The sequence below is a fragment of the Runella limosa DSM 17973 genome, assembly GCF_000482465.1.
Taxonomy (GTDB): Bacteria; Bacteroidota; Bacteroidia; order Cytophagales; family Spirosomataceae; genus Runella; species Runella limosa.
Genome location: NZ_AXVJ01000055.1, coordinates 25,362 through 46,817 on the forward strand (window position 1 = coordinate 25,362; position 21,456 = coordinate 46,817).

Below are 21,456 nucleotides of genomic sequence, written 5' to 3' on the forward strand. Positions count from 1 at the left end.
CGTTTTTCGTTTACTAGAAAATAACGCATTATGAAATATCCTCTCTATGGCCTTTTTGCGCTTTTGTTTGCACAAGTCCTGAAGGCACAAAATGCCCAAATTACCCTCAAAATGGCCCCTGAGGCCACCAATTTTTCGGTGTCGCTGGTAACGGAAAAAGTAAAATTCCAGCCCTCTCCAGCCATTGGTTTGGCCGATGTTGAGTTTCTAAATATTGGTTATTTTGAAATTACTAACCAAAAAATAGCCAATGCGGAAGTGGAGCTTACCGAACCTCAGTTGGTACGGCTTCAAATTGTCCCAACTGCTGCGGGGGCTTCGGCCTACCAGCCTGTTAGTCAAAGCTTTAATCGGGTATTGTTTATTAGTCCCAACGATAAGCTAACGGTAACGATTCATCCCAACAAATCGTTGACTTTTGAGGGAACAAATGCCTATTACCAAGAGTTTTTGCGGGATTATTTCAAAGAAAACTTATACGAATACTTGCCCGTATTTGGCTATAAACCTACCAAAAACGACAACAGTATTATCTTGCCAAAGGTGGACAGCCTGCAACAAGCTCGTTTACAGCGTTTTCAAACATTGAAAAGCCAACAGCCCATCAGCGAAGCGTTTGATGCGTACATCACAGCGACCATCAACACCGAAGCGTATTTAACCCGTCAGTTGGTATTGGATAAAAAAATCCGTGAAAGTCAGGGAGTTCAACTCAAAGCTACGCAGCGCCAAGAGGTAGAAAATTTTACGCTTCAAAACTTCAAAATCTTGCCCGATGCCGCCCTTATGAGTGAGCCATACCGCCGCGAATTGGTAAATCATATCCTGATTCCAATTACCAAAAAGTACCCAACAGATTCGGCGCAACGCTACATTTTGTCGGGTGAGGCATTACAACTAGCTTATCAAGAAAGCGACGAACAGCTGAGGGCGTATTCCAAACAACGTGCTTATTTGCTCACGCATTGGGTTGATTATGCGGTGGCATTTAGAAGCGACATGACTGCGGCACATAGTTTATTAGAAAAATTTGAACGTGCGTACCCATCTTCCGAGCTCCTTCCGTATTTTAAACAAAGCATTACGGCCAAAGAAGGCATGTACGTAGGAAAGGGCGCCCCCAACTTTTTACTCAAAGACCGCGATGGCAAAGAAGTAACCCTCCAAAGTCTTCAAGGTAAGCCCATCTGCATTGCTTTTTGCTTTAATTTAAAACAGCACGAGCTTATTTTTAAGCCGCTCGAAGAAGCTTACAAAGGTCGTTTAACGTTTGTTTATCTCAACGTTACACCCAATACGTCTTTTGAGCTTTGGCATTCGTTGACCGAAAACCGTCCGAGTGTTGTCCATCTTTGGGCTTCCGACGAAGACGCCCAAAAATTAAAAGAAACCTACGCAACCACCATGGGTTATCCGTTCGTATTGATAGATGCGCAAGGAAAGATTGTAGAACGCTGGATTCCGCAAGAATTTCCTGATAACAAAACGCTTCAAAAAGAGTTAAGTGGATTGGTAAAGAAGTGATTGGTTTCGTGAAGAGAATCGCCGCTATGGGTCACCATGCGGCGATTTTTTTTTATCGTATTATTTCAGCGCTCGCTAGCCAATCGTAGGTATTTACAGGATGAGGAAGCGCTTCGGGAGTCAGCTGAAGATACATCATGTGGAGGTGGGTACCTGAGCGTGCCTTGGCGGCGTTGAGTCCCGTACGGCCTACTTCCGCTATTTTTTGTCCAAGCGTTATTTCATCGCCTGCTTCTACCATTACTTTGCTGTGGTGGGCGTAATAAAATAAGCCATCGAGGCAAGGGTCATAAATCCACACAAAATTTCCGCCTCGGTACAAGCTTTCGGGTGACCAATTAGTTTCTGTTGCTACAACAATACCAGGGCGCATCGCCAACACATCCACGGGCTTATCTGTCTGGTCATCAACGCTATCTTGGTTACGGTCATAGACAAAAATATCGTGTGCGGGATGGCTTCCTTGTACTTTATGGTCAAATAAATTGAAGCCTTTTGGGCGAAAACCTGATCCATGTCCTCCGATGTTGTTGGAATCGTAATCGCGCAATGGAAACACAAATCGAACCGAGTCCGTGCAGTTTTGCTGACGATACGGCTGAGTTACTTGGCGCAATTCTCGCAAAATAGCCTGAAAGCGCAATTGAGCGGAATCAGGCGTCAGGGTCTGCTCCCGAATCTGCGAATTCAAATCTTGAAAAGCCATTCCCAACGTTATCATTTGTTCGCGCGGGGCATCCGAACGAGCTGCCAGTAAGCCTAAAATCAGAATGATAAGAGCGTTAAACTTCTGCATTTAAACGTATTAATGGGGTTATTTCTTTCCTAAAAAAGCTTGCATCATTGTCCACTCTCTACCAGGAGCATCGGCGGTAAAAGTTTCCATACAGCCTCTGTCTTGTAAAGTGATGTAGCAAGTTCGCCCTTTTTTGCCTCCAAAACAAATATTAGACACACTTTTGCCTTTGGTTTTGATGGTCTTAACGATTTTTCCATCGGGTGCTACAACGGCTATTTCACCCTTTCCATGGCGGGTGATGTACAGGTTTCCGTTGGCGTCGCAGCGCATTCCGTCCATGCCTCCGTCGGCAAATTGTATCAACAAACGTTTGTTTGACAAGCTTCCATCCGCACCAATGTCGAAAGCCCAGACGTTACGTTGCACGCTTTCATTGACGTACAATGTCCGTTCGTCAGGACTGACATCAATCCCGTTGGTTGTTCCCATTGAGGGAGCTACAATTTTGGCTTTTCCTTCGGGCGACACGTGCCAGATTTGTCCCGTCCCAGCTTTCCAGTTGGGATCTGAACAAAAAATGTGCCCTTTGCTCGTAATCGCCAAATCATTGGGTTGATTCATGCTTGGTTCGTGACAGTGAACACTCACTTGCTTTGTCACTAGGTTGACTTTCAGTACATTATGGCCTGTAAAGTCGGCGACATAAAAAGTGTTGGCATTGCCAAAACGTATCCCATTTCCTGTGCTTCCTTTGGGTAAGGTCAAAAAAATCGACGTTTTATTGCGTTTGGGGATTTGGGCAATGGTGCCATCCATGGCGTAGTTGACGGCATAGACATTGCCTTCACCATCCACCGATGGCCCTTCGCAGTTGTTGGTAAACTCATGTTCACGGGTAAAGTCGGAGGTTTGGGCAAGGGCTCCGAGTCCAGATAACGCAGTAAGAATAGTTGAGAGGTAAAAATGGCGCATGGTTTCGCTGGTTTTAGAATACTGTAAAGATTAAGGTTTGACTCAAAATAAAAAAACTTTCCAAGTGACGAACACCTGAAAAGTTTTCATGTTTTATTTTTTAGAAGTAGGAAGCGAGAAAATGACTTAATTATTTACTTTCAATACTTCTTCTAATTTTTTCTCAAGTGCTTCACCGCGAAGGTTTTTACCGATAATTTTTCCGTCTTTGTCCAACAAAAACGTTGCAGGAATACCGTTCACCCCGTACGTTTGGGCAGCAGCCGATTGCCAATATTTCAAATCAGATACGTGACTTGGCCATAACAAACCGTCTTTTTCAATGGCTTTAACCCATGCAGTTTTGTCTTTGTCGAGCGACACGCTAAAAATCTCGAAGCCTTTGTCCTTGAAGCGATTGTAGGCTTTCACCACATTAGGGTTTTCTTGGCGACAAGGCCCGCACCACGACGCCCAAAAGTCAATCAAAACTACTTTTCCACGAAGGGATGAAAGGCTCAGGGGTTTTTCTTGGGTTGTATTTAAAGTAATCTCTGGAGCGCTGTCACCAATTTGAATCCCGCGCATACGTTTGGCATTACCGACAAAAATCTGTCCTTGCTTCATGTTAGGGCGCTCTTTTTCAAACTTCTGGGCCAGTTCGATAATAGTACTCATTTCTACCTCTGGGTTGAGGAAATTGGTCGCAAACAATGCCGAAAGGGATGTGCCCATTTCTGGAATCATTGCCTTCACTTTGGCTGTAAAGTCCTTGCTTTCTGCTTCAAATGCCTGCTGAATTTCGGCTATTTTCTTGCTGTCTTTCTTTTGTTCAGCTTTGGCGTATTCATCTTGCCATTTGGCCGATTTTTCTGACATTACCTTGTACATCCCTATCAATTTCTGGTAATTATCGTTGTTGGCCGAACCTTTGATTTGCGCAGCGCCATTTTCCGTTCCATCCGCCGTAACTTCAATATTTTCGCCGCCTTCAATCAACACAATGAAGCGCTGTTTTTTAGCGATGTTCACCTGATAAACAGTTCCTTCGTCAAGCTCTTTACGCTTAAATGTAAAACGTTTATCGTTACCCACCGTCACTGAGTCTAGCACAACCAACGGCTGAGTTCCAGGGATTTCGAGATACACTTTTTCCTTGGGTTGCAATGTTTTAGCCGTGCCCGATATGGTGAAATCTTTGGGCGTGCTTTGTGCAAAGAGGGTTATGCTTGCCAATAATGCCGAGGCAGTCAGTAGTTGTTTCATTGTTGTGCGATGTTTGCCAATAGTGAACGAAAAAAGGCCGCTTTTGTTGCGTGTGTTACAAAGGTACAAAAAACAAAAATGCTGCCAGTCATTCTGACCAGCAGCATTTTTGAGACTATTTATTAACAACGGCACTGTGCCAGCCTAGTAACGATTCACTTCCAAAGAAGAGATGCCACCCTCGTACGAAATTTTGATTTTTTTCTTCGCCGAGTTATAGTTAGATGTGCGATACAAACCGCTGCTGATTTTTTCAAAATTGTCGAGGTCTTTTGAATTTAGCGCCCCGTCGATTTTAAATTCACACCCTACCGATTCGGGGATGTTAATTTCGATGGAGGCTACGCCAGCTTCGATGTCGATTTGGGCGTCGTTTTCAACATTATCACCAAGTTTGAGGTCAACTTCGGCAGCACCTGCACCGAGTTTTACTTTTTTCACCCGATAAGCCGACAAGTCGAAATTTCCTTTTCCAGCACCAAGCCCCAAATCGAAGGTCCAAGTAGGTTTATCGCTCAAACGCATTTCTACGCGGTTATCCATATTGTCAAAATCACGAATACGGATTTTCTTGCGACCTGTGCTGTCTTTGCTTTCCATTTCAAAGTCCACCACGCTAGTTTTGGTGCTTTCGTTTCGTTTTGCCGTCATGATGTAGTTACCAAACTCCGTTTCAGCATCTGCTTCTACCAGTTGAGAGGTAGTGCCTTCAATGGTAAATTCACCTGCGCCAGCGCCAAACTTCAAAGTTGCATCGGCAATATTTTCGGTAAATGGCTCAGAAAAGTGGGTTTTCCCGTCTTTTGAGTAGGTATCGGAGCGTTCTTCGTAGTCCTTGTGGTGGTTATGGTGGTCGTCATCATCGTCATCAAAATCGTCGATGTTAAACTCAAAACCACGGTCGTCCCAGTCGTGAAACTTTTTATTGGCACCATTAATGATGGCTGATGGAATTGCTAAGGCAATCAAAATGGCGGTTACTACCCCAGACCATGATTGTTTAAGTAACAAAACGCCTCCTGCCAATATCAATAAAACAGGCCAAAAGCGAAGTGTAAAACCCCAGTCAATGTGGAACCAACCGAGGGTTTTGGCCAAAAGCACCAACCCAAAGGCCAGAAGTATAGAACCCCAAACGAGGGTATTAGAGGATTGTTTCATGGCGAAGTGGGGTTAAGAAAGATTTTTGATTTTATCTTTAAAAATGAGCAACGCTCCTCCCACAATCAACACAACAGGTAAAAAATAACGCTCGAAATCAAACCAATCAAACAACTCACGCATGAGCAAGAGGCCGCCGATTAATACGAGGATGATTCCCCAGAAAGTGCTTCGATAATTCATGGCAATCAAGATTTAAAGGTGTAAAGAAGTAAACTTTTTTAGTGAGTAATGCTGTATTAGGCTTTTGGCTCATCGGGGCTTTTGTCCTCTTTGGATTCGTCCGAAGATGGCGTTGTTGGTTCGGTCGGTTCGTTAGAGGCAGGAGGCTGCCACGACGAAATCGGTGCCGAATCAGTCCACGAAGGCGTAGCACGGTCGCTGTCTGCTGAGGAAGTTGGTGTTTCATTTTGAGTGTTATTGTTTCTCAAAATCAAAAACAAGCCTATTCCGATTAAAATAGCCGCTGGAATAAACTTCTGTAGGTGCATCCAGTGGAAAAGACGGTCGAAAAGCATAAATCCGCCAATCAACAATAAACCATAACCTACAATCTCGATGCCACGATTGGTGGTCTTTTTAGGAGCCATGTCATCGGGGTATTGCCAGTTGTTTTCTAGTCCCACAGCGGGTGTGGAAGGGCCACCGACAGGCAACGCTACCCACAAAATGATGTAGAGTAAAACAATGGGGACGCCTTTGGCAAAAATCATTAAGACGATAAGGATGACACGCATCAAGGCTTTGTCCATTCCGAAATAATCGGCAAGACCAGCAGCGACACCGCCTAAAACGGCTTCACTTTGTATTCGACGTAAGGGCTTATTGTTCATGGCGATGGTTGATTTATAAGTGATTGTGAAAAGTTGGTTTGTATGCCGTGGGGCTTTATTGTTGATTCAAAGGTACTATGCAATGCAAGGTAATAAAATATTTTTTACGACCAACGGTTAAAGGACAAAATGAATGGAGAATTTTGGGGATGAGGTGGAAGTCTAGGAAAGGAGATTTTTCTCAAAATAGACCACATCCGCCTCTGGATTGAAATTATAAGGAGAGATTGGCTGAAAGCCGTAGGAGGCATATAGTTTTACGGCGGCTTCCAAGCGTTGTAGGCTGTCTAAACGCATGGTATGGTAGCCCAACGATTGAGCGGTTTGGAGCGCCACGTCCATCAATTCCCGCCCCCAGCGCTTACCTCTGTAGATAGGGCGGATATACATTCGTTTTAATTCACAGACACCTTCTTCTAGTTTTCGCAAGGCGGCGCAGCCTACAAAACTGTTGTCTTCTTCCAACAACCACAACTCGCCCACAGGCGGGCCGTACATGGTCGGAAGGATTTGAAGTTCGTTGTCGAACTTCTGAAACTGCAAATCAATGCCAAGGCTGGTGGCGTACTCTTTGAAGAGTTCGACCGCCTCAAGGTAGTGTTCAGAAGTTCGAGCAACGATGATGTTCATATTTTATCCCAACAAATAGGCTTTGAAATCAGCAAACTGTTTGGTCATTGGGGTGGCTACTTTTTCTTTACTGAGCAAATCAGACAAACGTGTCGGAATCTCGACCTCGCCAGTGCCCAACGCATCTTCAACGACGTTTAAGAATTTGGCATAATGCGCCGTTGACAAAAATACCCCCGCCACTTCTTTTTGGGTTAGGTTAGTGTATTCTTTTAAACCTAAATAAGCCACGGCCGTATGTGGGCACATCAAATAGCCCGTGCGGTCATATACCTCGCGCATGGCGGCTTTGGTTTGGTCATCATTAAACCAAAAACCCGAAATGTCTTGTTTTACTTTTGCCCATTCATCACCAAAAAAGCGAGTCATCCGCACAAAATTGCTTGGATTTCCAACGTCCATGGCGTTGGAAATGGTTTCAACCGACGGTACAGGCGCATAATTTCCGTTCGACAAATAGTTCGGAACGACGTTGTTACGGTTGGTGGTGGCAATAAAATGCGCCACGGGTAAACCCATCCGATACGCCAAAAGTCCAGCGCTCAAGTTGCCAAAGTTTCCGCTTGGCACCGAAAAAACGACTGGCAGGCCTAAATGCTTTACTTGCGCATACGCTCTGAAATAATAGAACGACTGCGGGATAAGGCGTGAAATATTGATGGAATTGGCCGAGGCTAGGTTGTACTTTTTATTGAGTTCGTCGTCCAAAAAAGCTTGCTTTACCAACGCCTGACAGTCATCAAATGTACCGTCCACTTCCAGCGCGGTTACATTTCCACCCAAGGTGGTCAATTGTTTTTCTTGAATATCGCTGACCTTTCCGCTGGGGTACAAAATCGTTACGTTGATGCCCGGTACATTGTGAAATCCTTGGGCCACTGCGCCACCTGTATCTCCCGAAGTAGCCACCAAAATGCGTATTTCTTGCTGCGAACGTACCAAAAAATAAGACATCAACGACGCCATAAAGCGCGCCCCAAAATCCTTGAATGCCATCGACGGCCCGTGAAAAAGCTCCAAACAGTACGTTTTATCTTCAATTGGTACCACTGGCGCATCGAAATCAAAGGCCCGCTCCACAATTTGCAGAATATCGGCTTCGGGAATGTCGTCGCTCAAAAGTGTTTTTGATACTTCAAACGCAATTTCGTTGAACGAACGTTGCTCGATATTCGCTAAAAAATCGGGTGAAATGCTGGGAATATGTTCGGGCATATACAACCCATTATCGGCAGGAAGGCTACGAAAAACAGCTTCTTCTAAGGAGGCTTTGAGCTGTGTATTTTTGGTACTGTATAAAATCATTGGAAGGTGGTACGCGATGCGTGTTAATTTTTTACAAAATTGAGAATCCAAAATTACGCCGCTCATCCCCCTCATGCAAGAACTTCCTCATTTTTGCGTTTTGATGCACTTCAAAAAAGCTACAATACATGGTGCGTAAAACGGAGTAAAAAAAATCTTTTTACATGACAGTCAAGGACAGTTGAGGGTATGCAGCTATCTAAGTTTGTACAATTTGTTGTATTAATACAATTTTCAACTCTTTACTAACTCAAAAACCGTTTTCTCATGGAGTCTATTTTAGGCGTTATTTTTCACTCAATAGGGGGATTTGCCTCGGGTAGTTTTTATATGCCCTACAAAAAAGTAAAAGGATGGTCTTGGGAAAGTTATTGGATTATCGGGGGGCTATTCTCGTGGCTCATTATGCCGCCCCTGGCCGCTTGGTTAACCATTCCAGGTTTTTCCGAAATCATCAAAGCGACCTCCTCTGACGTTATTAAACTGACCATTTTCTTTGGACTTTTATGGGGAATCGGTGGACTTACGTATGGGTTGGGAGTTCGTTATTTGGGCATGTCGCTTGGCAACTCCGTGACTTTAGGGTTCTGTTCGGCGTTTGGGTCATTGCTTCCTGCTATTTTCTACGCAGTGTATCCAACCGAAGGAAAAGTGTCTATCATTGATATGATTAATTCGCGCAGTGGCCAAGTGGTGTTGCTGGGAATTGCGGTGTGCTTGCTTGGTATTTTTATTTGTGGAAAAGCAGGAATGATGAAAGAAAACGAACTTTCTACCGAAGAAAAACAAAAGAGTGTGGCGGAGTTTAACGTGGGAAAAGGATTGGTGGTGGCCATTATTTCGGGCACGTTGAGCGCGTGTTTTAATTTTGGCATCGAAGCTGGAAAACCCATGGCTGATGCTGCCGTAGCTGCGGGGATGAATCCGCTTTACCAAAACAACGTGATTTATGTGGTGTTACTCTGGGGTGGACTGACGACCAATTTTATTTGGTGTATGATTCTTAACAGCCGCAACAAATCGTTTGGCGACTACCTCAATCCCACCACGCCCCTCGTCAAAAACTATTTGTTCTCAGCAATTGCGGGAACTACCTGGTTTTTGCAATTTTTCTTCTACGGAATGGGTGAAAGCAAATTGGGTAACGGGGCTAGTTCGTGGATTCTCCACATGGCAACCATCATCCTAACGGCCAACTTATGGGGATTGTATTTTAAGGAGTGGAAAGCCGTTTCTCCCCGTACTTTCCGCACGATTGTGCTAGGGATTCTCACCATGCTCGTTTCGGTGGTTATTGTGGGGATTGGGAATAGCTTGTAATGCTCGTTTTTATAAAAAAAGTGGCTGTCTCCAACCTAAGGGACAGCCACTTTTTGTTTGAGAGGTTATGTTTATTTTCCTTTCTCGGCGTTTTCTTTCTTCCATTTTTCCATGTTAAAACCCAAGTAGTAACGCTTATCTGCCAAGGTTTCTGCTCGGTTTTTTTCGTAGTAGGCTGTGGTCTCTAAGTCCAGCTGAAACTTGTATTTGTAACCAATCGTGGCTTGGGCGTTTTTGTAAAGGCGACTGATAAATACTTGCGAAAAATCAGACGCTTTGTAGTTGTCCAACACCGAATTAGGCACTTTTTTGCCATCAAGCCAGAGTCCGTAAATTTTTGGATTTTTGTAGGATTCAAACTCTTTTTCCGTAGGCGTAATTCTTGGCAATGGTTTTAAAGGTGGATTCATGGCATACTGCTGCTGTAGCTGCTGGGTTTCACTCATCGACTTAAAAAGCACTTCCAAACGGGCACGGTCGGTTTCGTTAGGGAGGTCTAATCGGCTCCATTCTTTGCCATTGTGTACCCCTTTTGTGAGGTATTTGTTGACCAGTTTTTGATATTCGGCAATCACTTCGGGAGAGGCTCCATCGGGGGTAGAGATGGCTTTAGCACCAGAAGCAGGTTGAATAGTTGGAGGAGCAGGTGTTTGCGCCCAACTAAGGTCGGCAAAAGCAATGCCTACGCCCAAGATGGTGACAAAGGCAGCAGCTTGAAGACCAAATGCGCGGAGAGGGGTTGTGTTTTTTTGCATCATGGCGAAACGGGTTTTGGTGATTTTATAATTAAATGAACTCGACAAGGCAAGGTGCGTGTGGTGACAAAGGCGGTGGAGTAGCAAGTATTGGTAAACGGGCGGATTGGGATGGGCGCGAAGTACCCATTCGTCGGCCAAAAACTCGTGGTTGAGCGCAATCGCGTGGCGGTAGTACCACACGGCGGGGTTGAACCAGCCAATAATTTTGAAGAACTCGCTCCAAAGAATATCAAAAGTGTGTTTCTGACGAATGTGCGCTTCTTCGTGCTGCCAAATTTCGGGTTCAATGCTGCCTTGGTAATATTCGGTTTCGTTGACAAAAACGTAATTCCAAAAACTGTAAGGAGTAATGGCTTGGGGAAGAAGAACAATCCTTAATTGGCCTTGCCGAACGACGGGATGTTGCCCAATGCTCTTTCGCATAAGCCAAAGATTTTTAACAAAACGTACTAATAATAAGCTAGCTACCAGCAGGTATAATCCGCCAATGAGTTGCTCCAAAGAAGGGAAAATAGTGGTTGTTTTTTCAACCGTCTGCTGCACAACAGGGGAAGTTGTTGCGGCTTTTGGGGCAAGGTTGGGCGAAATAATGGCTGTTTCATGGCTGAGGTAGGTAGGCACGGGCGCGACCGTAGAAGGAAGTTGGATGGGGATGAAGGGTACCAGGGCAGCGAACGCCAGCCCAAATACCAAGAAAAAACGACTAAAGACATAGACTTTTTCTTTGCGCAGCAAAAAATGATAAACCATCAGCAACACAGCCGATACAACGGTGAATTTGAGCACGTAGAGTATCATTGTTGTTTGTTTTTGATTTGTTGTTCAATCACACTTTTTAAGTCTTCTAACTCAGTTTCGGAGAGGTTGGTAGCCGTGGTAAAAAAGGAGGCAAATTGAGAGGCAGAGTTGCCGAAAAATTGCTGAATCAAGCCCTTGACGTGCTTCCCGAAATAATCCTCTTTGGTGACAAGGGCATGATATTGTCGAGAGTTTCCAAAAGTTTCGTAGCCCACAAAGCCTTTGTCCTGCATCCTTTTGAGCAAGGTAGCAACGGTGGTAGCGGCGGGTTTGGGGTCTGGATGAGCCTCAATCAGGTCTTTCATGAAAATGGGGCCTTGCCGCCAGAGGTGTTCCATGAGTTGTTCTTCGGCTTTAGAAAGTTGCATATTCTATGGATGTGTATTTTCTTCTACAAATGTAGAATAAAAAAATGGACTGTCAACTAAATTTTTTAATTTTTTTGAAATAGATTAAAAACACGAGGAACATCTGAACAAAAAACTCTATTTCTATGCCCTTATTTCATTGACCCCGTAAGAGGGTCACCTCTTTGTAGAATTTATGGCGTCATTTTGCTTAATGATTGTTAACAGACTTGTCGATTGAAATGAAAAGCTGTACCTTTTCGTTATCATTACAAAAGCAACAGCTTCCTTTAACAATTGAAAACAATGATGACTTTCAATAACTTCCGCGCTCTGTTTTTGGCTTTGGGTATTGTCGTGACGCTCTTCGCTTCCCAAAAAAGCTGGGCTCAAAACTACGACTACGAACCATCGTACGATGAGTTTTACGATGAACTTTCTCCTTATGGCGATTGGATGGACTATCCTTCGTATGGACGGGTATGGCGCCCGCGCGTAGATACTGATTTTCAGCCTTATGGTACCAATGGCCGTTGGGAAATGACTGAATACGGCAATACGTGGGTGTCGGATTATCCGTGGGGCTGGGCACCATTTCACTACGGACGCTGGACGTTTGATAGCTACTATGGATGGGTATGGATTCCTGGTTATGAATGGGGGCCTGCTTGGGTAACGTGGCGCTCGGGTGGTGGTTACTACGGTTGGGCACCATTAGGCCCAGGGATGGGGCTGGACATCAATATTAACATCAACATCCCGTACAACTACTGGGTGTTTGTTCCCGACATCTATATCCGTAACCCTCGGGTTTATAGCTACTGTGTGCCACGAAACCGCATCTCTGGTTTGTGGGGTGGAACGTCGTACCTCAATAATTATTACCGTTACAACAACCGCGCGTACGTGTTTGGCCCTCACCGCCACGATTTAGAACGCATCACTCGTAACCGCGTGAATGTGTATCGGGCCGATGACTTGTACCGCAATTACCGCCGCAACGATTATAACCGTAACGACCGTTATTCACAAAATAACCGCTCGTACCCCCAACGGCAGTACGACAATCGCATGGGGCAAAATAACCCACGCTACAATGATCGTTATCAAAATAACCCTCGTTATGACGACCGTAACTCACAGGGACAGCGAAACGATAGCCGCAGAGACGACGGGCGATATCAACAACCACAACCTCGTTACGAACCGCCGCAGCAACGTCAGGAACAACCACAGCAACGCTATGAACAACCGCAAAATGCGCCTCAGGAGCGTGGCGGAGGTTACCAACCACAGCCGCGCGGTGGTGCCGAACGTACTTGGCAGGGTGGGGGAGAAAGAGACAGTAGCCCGCAACGCCGAAGCGAAGGACAAAGTCCTAGCCGTTCGACAGAACGGAGCGAAACGCCCCGCAATGACCGTGGAGGATGGCAAGGACGCGGCTCAACCCAGTCGTCGCCTTCGGGAGAGCACCAAGGTGAACGAGGAGGAGGGCGAAGAATAAGAGATTGAGTAAAAAAGGCATTCACAACTTGATATGAGTCATTCGACGGGCTGAAATAGACATTCAGCCCGTTTTTGTTGCCTTACTATGAGCTAATTCCGTATTTTTACTTTGATGAATCTAGCTCCTTCTGACTTTCTCAGCAAACGCCAACAACTCCAACTCGCTTGGAGTGTGGTAGTTGTTTATTTACCAATTCGGGTCTATATCAACATTCATGACCTTAGCCAAGTCCCGATTTTACAACGCTTACCGCTTTGGATGATGGAAGTGACGGTCAATGTGCTGTTTTTCTTTCTGTGGATTAACGTCATTGAGTGGGTGCAGCAGCGTTTTTTTAGCTGGTTTGGGAGGGGGTTTCTGATGGAATTCAAAATTCCTGCCCAATTGGCCATGTTTTCGATGGCTACCGTGTTGGCGATTATGTTCAATATCGGCTTTCGGGGTTTGTGGAGTTTTGCCGAAGATTCGCTCGAACAACGTTTTGGTCTTGCCCCAAATCACTCGCCCGAAAACAGTGTTGCGCATCATTTTACGAAGCAGCAAAAGAAAAAAGCCAACATGGGCCTGACCATTTTGGCGATGTTATCAGCCTTTTATTTGGCCTCTAACCGACGGGCTTATCAACAACTTGAGAATATTCAATTAAAAGCCGAGCGATTAGAAAAGGAAAACGTGAAAGCGCAATTTAATGCTTTGAAAAATCAGGTAAGCCCTCATTTTTTGTTTAACAACTTCAGTATTTTGTCTTCTTTGGTAGAAATTGACAGTGAATTGGCAGGGAAGTTTTTGCAGCAGTTGTCAAAAGCCTATCGGTATATTTTAGAACAAAGTGACAACGAACGAGTTAGCCTAAAGGTAGAACTTGAGTTTATCGAAACGTATTTATTTTTGTTGAAAATGCGTTTTGATGAAAAACTGAACGTGAAAATTGACATTCCTGAATCGGTCGCGAATCGGTATTCGATTGCCCCGCTGACGCTGCAATTGCTGGTTGAAAACGCCGTCAAACACAACCGAATGTCGGCCGAAGAGCCGCTGCTGGTTTCTATTCACTGCGACGAGACGTATTTGAGTGTGGTGAATCCAATCCAGCCCCGTCCCCAAAGCGAACCTTCAACGGGCTTAGGGCTGAACAATATCGTCAATCGTTACAAATTACTAACCTCAAGTCCCGTTTTGATCACCCAAAAAGACGGGGTGTTTCGGGCCACCATACCATTGCTTACATGAACGTATTAATTATTGAAGATGAAAAACTGACGGCCCAGCGGTTGGCTCATTTGCTGCATCGTTACGATCCTGAAATTCGGGTGTTAGCGCAAATTCCCTCGGTGAAAAATGCGATTAATTGGTTCGAAAACCCCCAGCATCCCAAGCCCGACTTGTTATTTCTGGACATCCACTTGGAAGACGATTTAGGGTTTCGGATTATCGAAAAACTTCAGCTGACGATTCCCGTCATTTTTACCACCGCTTACCACGAATATACCTTGCGGGCTTTTAAAGCCAATAGTATTGATTATTTGTTGAAACCCATTGATTTTGAGGAGCTAAAAGCTGCAATTGATAAATTTAAACTGCTGCGACAACCGCTTGTTCCTGAAGTAAATCTCAATGCAATGCTCCAACTTTTTGGGCAAAACCAAGTGACTTACAAAGACCGTTTTATGGTAACGGTGGGGGCAAAATTAAGGAGTATCCAAACGAGTGAAATCGCTTATTTTTCGTTTGAAGACCGAGCTACAATTCTTACCACGCACGACAACCTTCGCCTCAGCGTCGATTACAGCCTCGACAAACTTACGCAGTTGCTCAATCCGCATGATTTTTTTCGAGTCAATCGCTCACTACTCGTTTCTTTGTCGGCGATTCAAGTCGCCCATGCGTATTCGGGCGGTAAAATAAAGCTAGAATTGGCTCCCGCTTTTAAACAAGAAGTCTTTGTGAGTGGCGACCGCATTGCTGATTTTAAGGAATGGTTGGGCAAATAAACCAAAGCCGCTTTCAGCACCTGAGATGCCCCATTTAAGCACCCAAAACGGGCATTGGTGCTTTTTTATTTTTTCTGTCGCGCTCTCCGTTCTATTTTTAGGCAGCCCCCTCTAAATCTCCTCCGATAGGGGAGACTTTACTTCCAAATGCACTTAAAGACTTTTTAGATAGAATGAGTGAATGGGCGACGGGGGAGGCTTTGCTTCCCCCGTGCTTGCTTTTAGCATTCTTCAAAGTCACGGTTTTAGTCGAGCTCAGGAACCTGTTTCCGATACTGACTTGGCGCTATTCCAAAACGACTTTTAAACAGTTTCGAGAAATAGTAGATGTCAAATACACCTACTCGGTCGGCAATTTCTTGCAACGACAGCGAAGATGTCGTTATCAATAATTTGGCCCGTTCTAGCCGTTTATTGATGATGTAATCCAACGGGCGAACTCCCAAGACCTTTTGGAATTGTCGCGAAAAATAATCGCAATTAAGTCCTTGAAGATTAGCCAATTGTTCTACCGTTAGCTTTTTGTCCAAATGCGTGTGAATGAACCGAAGCACAAAACCAATGTCACTGCGGCGGTGTTTTTCGCTGGTATGGCCGAAGGCAGTGGTAGGACGGATAAATCGGGATACCAATTGAAGTAAAATTCCCTGCGTTTCGATAAGATGGTGCTCGTTGGTAGGAGGGTATTTTTGATTAAAACTGAGCAAATCCGCGCGGTTATCGTAGGTTTTTGGGTCACTCTTGAGAATGGCGCGGCCTGGGTACAAATCCAATATGCGCTGGAATAGCTCCTTGTCAAAATGCGACGCTTGGGTTTCATAGACAAACGGCAGCATGTCGAACACCGAAAGGCCCGATTCGGAATCATCTAAAAAGGAAATATAATACTGCTCCATGTTGGTGTCGCAATGATAACGACTGACCGAAAACTTGGGAATCAGATACATGTACCCAGGCTTTAGCAGGTACTTTTGCTGATTATGGTAAACCCAAGCTTCGCCTTCGGTAATAAAATACAACCGAGAAAAAGGGCTTAATACGCCGTCAAATTGCCAATCGGTGCCTAGCGAGGCGTAGCCAACGTGCAAAAGGCTAAATTTTAAGGTGTAGAGTGTGTCAATCATTGTAGTATGGATTAGATAAGAAAAAAGCTCATGTATAAAAGGAACAATGAGCTTTTTGTGATTTTAACCTATCTATCTATTTATAAAAACGCTACGTTATAATGGGTGTCGGGCGCTTTAAGTGTTACAAAGAAAACGTATTTTAATTCAATTTTGTCTTTGAAATTTACCAAAATTATCAGGTATTTTAACCTCTAATTCGCATAAAATAGATTCTGTTGGGAATATTTATTTGGTAAAGAGTAGGATTACAGTATTTCTAAATTTTGATTCTGGAAATATGTGTACTGTACCCGAAGATTGATGCTTTCATTCCTCTAAACTTGTTAAATCGATGGTATCCGTGGGCTATTATCAACGATTGTGGCACACGGATGGCTTTGAAAAAGTCGGATTTGTACAAATAGCTGACACTTTTATTCATTTTTGTAAGGCAAACTTCGCCTTACTTTTGTGTATCCTAAACCAGAAGAACTTGCATGATGACCATTGCCGAATACATAGGCCGTTTTCACCCACTTTTAGTGCACCTACCCATCGGTATTTTACTGTTCGGGTTTGCGTTGATGTTGTACCAAAAAGTCCGAAAAGTGGACGTAACGGAAGCGATTTCGCTGGCATGGTTGGCTGGGGCGGTAGCTGCATTGTTGTCGTGCGGGGCTGGCTGGCTATTGGCACAGTCGGGCGACTACGAAGCGGAGGCCGTGCAGGTACACCAATGGACGGGGCTGGCGACGGCGGCGTTGAGTTTTTTGACCTACGCTTTTGCAAAATACCGCTGGCTATTGGCGTCGGCAACGGTGATTTTGTTGACCGTTGCGGGGCATTACGGCGGAAACCTCACGCACGGCGAAGGCTACTTGTCGTTTGGGAATCGACCTACGGAGGCATCTGATACAACGGCGGCAGTTTTAGTACCTGAGGTAATAAAACAAGATTCGTTGGTGGCGGCCAATCAGCCCCAAGTACGGCGCACATTTTTTTACCGCGACCAAGTGGTGCCGATCCTAGAAAAGAACTGTTACAGTTGTCATTCGGCCAAGAAAAAGAAGGGAGGGCTGCGGCTCGATACTGAGGCTTTTATTCAAAAAGGAGGAAAAAACGGGGGAGTATTGGTGGCGGGAAATCCGCAGAAAAGCAAGCTGTTTAGTTACCTGCTGCTGCCGCACGACGACGAAATGCACATGCCGCCCAAGGGGAAGCGCCAACTGACCAGCCAAGAAGTAGCGATTTTACATCATTGGATTAAAAAAGGGGCATCGTTTAAGGAAGAAGTAGAAGTACTGACTCCCCAACAGCCTACGGAGGTGGAAGCAACGGCGATTTTGCCGCTTACCTTTCCTATGCCTTCCGCAGATAGTGCCGCGCCACCTGCTCCGACTTCGGTCAGTGTCGAACAAACAATTTTGTCCAAAGCAACCCAAGCTCCCGATGCTTCGACGGTGGCTTATTTTCAGCAACGACAGATTACCGTGGTGCCTGTTCAACAAGGGGCGGGTTATGTCTCAGCCAATTTTGTGAATGTAAAGTCGTATCAGCCTGCGTTATTGACCGAATTGGAGCGGGTAAAAAATCAGCTGGTGCGTCTGCGTCTTACCAACCAGCCCGTACGCGACGAAGAATTAAAGCCCTTGAGTGCTTTGACGAATCTCAATCGACTCAACCTCGAAAATACGCAAATCACGGATGCGGCGTTGGCTGAATTGAAGCAATTGCCGAAATTGGAGCAGCTAAATTTATACGGTACGGCCGTGACCGACGAAGGTATTCAACAGTTAGCGACTTATCCACAATTGAAAGTAGTCTATTTGTGGAAAACCAAGGTAACTTCGCAAGGAATTGAACGGCTTAAACGCGCCAAACCAACGTTGAAAATAGAAGATGGACAGCAACGATTCACGTTGCCCGATACCAATAAAACCACGAAAACGCAATCATAGTTATGATGAGGTTACTCCTTTTTTTCTTTGCCAGCGTACCTTTCTGGTTCCCCACTACCAAAACCATTGACGGGGTAAAAGTGCCCGAGGAGGTGGCGAGTGCCTATGACAAACTCCCCGCCGAACTGGATTATAACCAACACGTAAAGCCTGTGCTTTCGGATAAATGTTTTGCCTGTCACGGCCCCGACAAAGCCAAACAAAAGGCGGGGCTACGCCTCGATGTGGCCCAAGCCGCCTACGGTTCTTTGCCCGAAAATCCTGGTAAAGTAGCCGTCAAACCTGGTAATTTGGCAAAAAGTGAGTTGGTACACCGTATTTTATCCAATGACCCCGACTACCAAATGCCCACGCCGCAGTCGCACCTCACGCTGACTGCCGAAGAAAAAGCCATTCTTTTGAAATGGGTAAAAACGGGAGCGGTGTATAAGCCGCATTGGGCGTTTGTAAAGCCCGAGAAGAAAGCCGTACCGACGCTGAACGGGTTGAGTGGCTACTCGCCCGTGAATGAAATTGATTATTTTGTTGGACAGCGTTTGGTGCGTGAAGGGCTAACGCCCTCAGTCGAAGCGCCTAAGGAGCTGTTGCTGCGGCGTTTGTCGTTGGATGTAACAGGGTTGCCGCCGACAACTGCCGAAATCGACGCTTTTTTGGCTGATAAAAGCCCCAATGCCTACGAAAAACAAGTCGATAGGTTGCTGGCGTCGCCGCATTTTGGGGAACGAATGGCCACCGATTGGCTGGATGTTGCCCGCTATGCCGACTCCCACGGCTATACCGTTGATCGGTTGCGTGATATGTCGCCTTACCGCGACTGGGTCATCAATGCGTTTAACCAAAACATGCGCTACGATGCGTTTATACACCAGCAATTGGCGGGCGATTTGATGAAAGGGCCTACGGGCAATACCCCAAGTCGCGACATGCTGATTGCGACGGCTTTCAATCGAAACCACCAACAAAACATGGAAGGTGGGATTGTCGAAGAAGAGTTTCAAACGGAATACGTCATGGACCGAGCCAATACCTTTGGTGATGCGTTTATGGCTTTGTCGCTGGGCTGCGCGCGTTGCCACGACCATAAATACGACCCCATTTCTCAGAAAAACTACTATGAACTTTACAGCTTTTTCAACAATGTGCGAGAAGCGGGGCAGATTTCTTGGAACGACGACTTACCCACGCCTACACTGCTGCTGCCGACCGAAAAGCAAGAAGAGTTAATCCGTTTTATGCAGTCGTCGATGAAAGAGCAGGAAACCAAATTGGCCAAAACCGTGGATGCTTCCGACGCTTCTTTTCAGACGTGGTTGGGAACGGGAGAGCCACAAAAACTCAAAACCCAAGCCGTGCCGCAGGTAGGATTACAAGGTTTTTTCACCTTTGAAGATTCGTTGAGAAATACCGTGAATCCTTCGCACAAAGGAAAAATGAAACGCGACGCGGGCGATGCCGACAAGCCTGTTTTTTCTAAAACCGCCCGCGGTCAAGTACTGGAACTCAACGGCGATTCGTACGCCGACTTGCGTCCTGTCGGCGTTTTTCGTAAGTCTGACCCTTTTTCCGTCGGGATTTGGGCGTGGTTTCCCAAAGATTTTAAAGAAGGAGTGATTTTTCACAAAAGCAATGCCGAGCGATTGTACAATTTCAAAGGATTTCATTTGCACGCCAAAAACAACCGCTTCGAAATCTGCATGGCGCACACGGCGCCGTCCAATGCCATCACGCGGCAAAGCAATCAACCCATTCCGCGTGAGCGCTGGGTGCAGTTGACCATGACGTACGACGGTTCGTCCAAAGCCAATGGTTTTAAATTGTTCATGGACGGGACTGAACTGGCGATGGAAACGGTGATGGACCAGTTGTACAAAGACATTATTTTTTACGATGCCAAAAACGAAACGGGGCTACAAATCGGTGGCTGGTGGCGTGGTTTGGGTTTTAAAGGGGGAAAAGTGGACGACGTCGTGGTTTATAACCGAACGCTGACGCCATTTGAAATAGAGATTTTGGCCAACAAAGCTACGTGGCAAGCCATTGTGGATAAACCTGTTGCCTCGCTGTCGCAAGAAGAACGGGCAGTGCTGAAAGACTATTATGTGTCGGCCGTTGATGCGGCAGTAGCTGCCGAACGGGCGGTTCTCCAACAACAACGAACGGCTTTCAGCGATTCCACGCGTCACATTGCCGAAATCATGGTCATGCAAGAAATGCCAACCCCTAAACGCTCGTACTTGCTGCAACGCGGCCAATACGACGCGCCTGGCGCCGAAGTGTTTCCAGCTACGCCAGCGTCGGTGTTGCCTTTTTCTGCCACTTTACCCAAAAACCGCCTTGGCTTGGCGCAGTGGTTGACCGACGCCAATCATCCGCTAACGGCGCGGGTAGCGGTGAATCGGTATTGGCAAAATTTCTTCGGAACGGGGTTAGTAAAAACCACCGAAGACTTTGGAAACCAAGGGGAACTGCCTTCGCATCCCGAACTGCTCGACTGGTTGGCGGTTACGTTTCGTCAGGAGTACGGCTGGGATGTGAAACGGTTGGTGAAATTGATGGTGATGTCGGCAACGTACCGCCAAGATTCGCGGACGTCCGCTGAATTGCGCGAGCGTGACCCCGAAAATCGCTTATTGGCACGAGGCCCTGCGACCCGCTTAACGGCTGAAATGCTACGTGACAACGCTTTGGTAGCCAGTGGGTTGTTGAATAATAAAGTTGGGGGTAAAAGTGTAAAACCGTACCAGCCCGATGGCTTGTGGGAAATCAATAGCATGACCTACAAAATGGATACCACCGATGCCATTTATCGCCGAAGTTTGTACGTGATTGTCAAACGCTCCGTTCCTAACCCAACGTTGGGGACGTTTGATGCCCCCACGCGGAGCAGTTGCATCGTTCGCCGACAACGCACCAACACGCCATTGCAAGCCTTGGTCACGCTCAACGACCCTACCTACGTGGAAGCCTCACGGGTGATGGGTGAGCAAATGGCTCGCCAAAAACAGGCTTCCGAAGCGATTGAATGGGCGTACCGACAGTTGACGGGAAAAAGACCCAACGAAAATGAAGTGAAGTTGTTGGATAAATTATACACAACGCAATACGAAACCTTTAGAGCCAATTCTACCAAAACCAAAGGTTGGTTAAAAACAGGCTTGAAAAAAATAGATACCACGCTCGAGCCTGCCCAAGTGGCAGCCTACGCCGTCGTGGCCAATACCATTTTAAATTCCGATGCTACCATCACCAAACGCTAATGCCC

General features: G+C 45.9%; 18 protein-coding genes. 7 read left to right on the forward strand and 11 right to left on the reverse strand.

Annotation, left to right across the window (positions count from 1 at the left end; translation table 11 throughout):
• The first annotated feature begins 30 nt into the window (after positions 1-30).
• A complete protein-coding gene (locus K339_RS32620) occupies positions 31-1,524 on the forward strand; it encodes a TlpA family protein disulfide reductase (RefSeq protein ID WP_051397818.1) in 1,494 nt (497 codons plus the stop codon).
• Between the two features lie 52 nt (positions 1,525-1,576).
• Here the strand turns inward: K339_RS32620 and K339_RS0105285 are convergent, their stop codons facing one another.
• From K339_RS0105285 to thrC, 8 genes are all read right to left on the reverse strand, one after another.
• Positions 1,577-2,320, reverse strand: coding sequence for a M23 family metallopeptidase (locus tag K339_RS0105285; RefSeq protein ID WP_028522684.1), 744 nt, complete (start codon positions 2,318-2,320; stop codon positions 1,577-1,579).
• Positions 2,321-2,338: 18 nt separating this feature from the next.
• A complete protein-coding gene (locus K339_RS0105290) occupies positions 2,339-3,235 on the reverse strand; it encodes an SMP-30/gluconolactonase/LRE family protein (RefSeq protein ID WP_028522685.1) in 897 nt (298 codons plus the stop codon).
• 126 nt (positions 3,236-3,361) lie between these two features.
• Positions 3,362-4,480: a TlpA disulfide reductase family protein gene (locus tag K339_RS0105295; RefSeq protein WP_028522686.1), complete on the reverse strand. Its 1,119-nt coding sequence runs from the start codon at positions 4,478-4,480 to the stop codon at positions 3,362-3,364.
• 144 nt (positions 4,481-4,624) lie between these two features.
• Positions 4,625-5,641 carry a toast rack family protein gene (locus K339_RS0105305; RefSeq protein WP_028522687.1) on the reverse strand — a complete coding sequence of 339 codons (1,017 nt, stop codon included), beginning with the start codon at positions 5,639-5,641 and terminating at the stop codon, positions 4,625-4,627.
• Positions 5,642-5,653: 12 nt separating this feature from the next.
• Positions 5,654-5,824 (reverse strand): LiaI-LiaF-like domain-containing protein, encoded by a 171-nt coding sequence (locus tag K339_RS37440; RefSeq protein WP_169731813.1) that lies wholly within the window; start codon positions 5,822-5,824, stop codon positions 5,654-5,656.
• A 56-nt stretch (positions 5,825-5,880) separates the two neighbouring features.
• Positions 5,881-6,474 (reverse strand): PspC domain-containing protein, encoded by a 594-nt coding sequence (locus tag K339_RS36485; protein ID WP_064750948.1) that lies wholly within the window; start codon positions 6,472-6,474, stop codon positions 5,881-5,883.
• A 162-nt stretch (positions 6,475-6,636) separates the two neighbouring features.
• The gene (locus K339_RS0105320) at positions 6,637-7,104 is read right to left on the reverse strand and encodes a GNAT family N-acetyltransferase (RefSeq protein WP_028522688.1); all 468 of its coding nucleotides are present in this window, start codon (positions 7,102-7,104) and stop codon (positions 6,637-6,639) included.
• Between the two features lie 3 nt (positions 7,105-7,107).
• On the reverse strand, positions 7,108-8,409 hold the full coding sequence (thrC, locus tag K339_RS0105325; protein ID WP_028522689.1) for a threonine synthase: 1,302 nt from the start codon (positions 8,407-8,409) through the stop codon (positions 7,108-7,110).
• A 267-nt stretch (positions 8,410-8,676) separates the two neighbouring features.
• Between thrC and rhaT the strand changes: the two genes are divergently transcribed.
• The gene (rhaT, locus tag K339_RS0105330) at positions 8,677-9,729 is read left to right on the forward strand and encodes an L-rhamnose/proton symporter RhaT (RefSeq protein WP_028522690.1); all 1,053 of its coding nucleotides are present in this window, start codon (positions 8,677-8,679) and stop codon (positions 9,727-9,729) included.
• A gap of 71 nt (positions 9,730-9,800) precedes the next feature.
• Here rhaT and K339_RS35750 read toward each other — a convergent pair whose 3' ends face one another.
• Both K339_RS35750 and K339_RS0105340 read right to left on the reverse strand, forming a co-directional pair.
• Positions 9,801-11,285 carry a M56 family metallopeptidase gene (locus tag K339_RS35750; RefSeq protein ID WP_028522691.1) on the reverse strand — a complete coding sequence of 495 codons (1,485 nt, stop codon included), beginning with the start codon at positions 11,283-11,285 and terminating at the stop codon, positions 9,801-9,803.
• The gene (locus K339_RS0105340) at positions 11,282-11,653 is read right to left on the reverse strand and encodes a BlaI/MecI/CopY family transcriptional regulator (RefSeq protein WP_028522692.1); all 372 of its coding nucleotides are present in this window, start codon (positions 11,651-11,653) and stop codon (positions 11,282-11,284) included. The genes K339_RS35750 and K339_RS0105340 overlap by 4 nt, the downstream gene beginning before the upstream one ends.
• A 285-nt stretch (positions 11,654-11,938) precedes the next feature.
• On the opposite strand from K339_RS0105340, the gene K339_RS32635 reads away from it, so the two are divergent.
• From K339_RS32635 to K339_RS0105355, 3 genes are all read left to right on the forward strand, one after another.
• Positions 11,939-13,144 (forward strand): DUF6600 domain-containing protein, encoded by a 1,206-nt coding sequence (locus K339_RS32635; protein ID WP_051397819.1) that lies wholly within the window; start codon positions 11,939-11,941, stop codon positions 13,142-13,144.
• Positions 13,145-13,250: 106 nt separating this feature from the next.
• On the forward strand, positions 13,251-14,369 hold the full coding sequence (locus K339_RS0105350) for a sensor histidine kinase (protein ID WP_028522693.1): 1,119 nt from the start codon (positions 13,251-13,253) through the stop codon (positions 14,367-14,369).
• Entirely contained in the window at positions 14,366-15,130 is a 765-nt protein-coding gene (locus tag K339_RS0105355) for a LytR/AlgR family response regulator transcription factor (protein WP_028522694.1), read from the forward strand. The genes K339_RS0105350 and K339_RS0105355 overlap by 4 nt, the downstream gene beginning before the upstream one ends.
• A gap of 245 nt (positions 15,131-15,375) precedes the next feature.
• Here the strand turns inward: K339_RS0105355 and K339_RS0105360 are convergent, their stop codons facing one another.
• The gene (locus tag K339_RS0105360; RefSeq protein WP_028522695.1) at positions 15,376-16,254 is read right to left on the reverse strand and encodes an AraC family transcriptional regulator; all 879 of its coding nucleotides are present in this window, start codon (positions 16,252-16,254) and stop codon (positions 15,376-15,378) included.
• A 479-nt stretch (positions 16,255-16,733) separates the two neighbouring features.
• On the opposite strand from K339_RS0105360, the gene K339_RS0105365 reads away from it, so the two are divergent.
• A complete protein-coding gene (locus tag K339_RS0105365; RefSeq protein ID WP_229598696.1) occupies positions 16,734-18,194 on the forward strand; it encodes a c-type cytochrome domain-containing protein in 1,461 nt (486 codons plus the stop codon).
• Positions 18,195-18,196: 2 nt separating this feature from the next.
• On the forward strand, positions 18,197-21,451 hold the full coding sequence (locus tag K339_RS0105370) for a DUF1553 domain-containing protein (RefSeq protein WP_028522697.1): 3,255 nt from the start codon (positions 18,197-18,199) through the stop codon (positions 21,449-21,451).
• Positions 21,452-21,456: the final 5 nt, after the last annotated feature.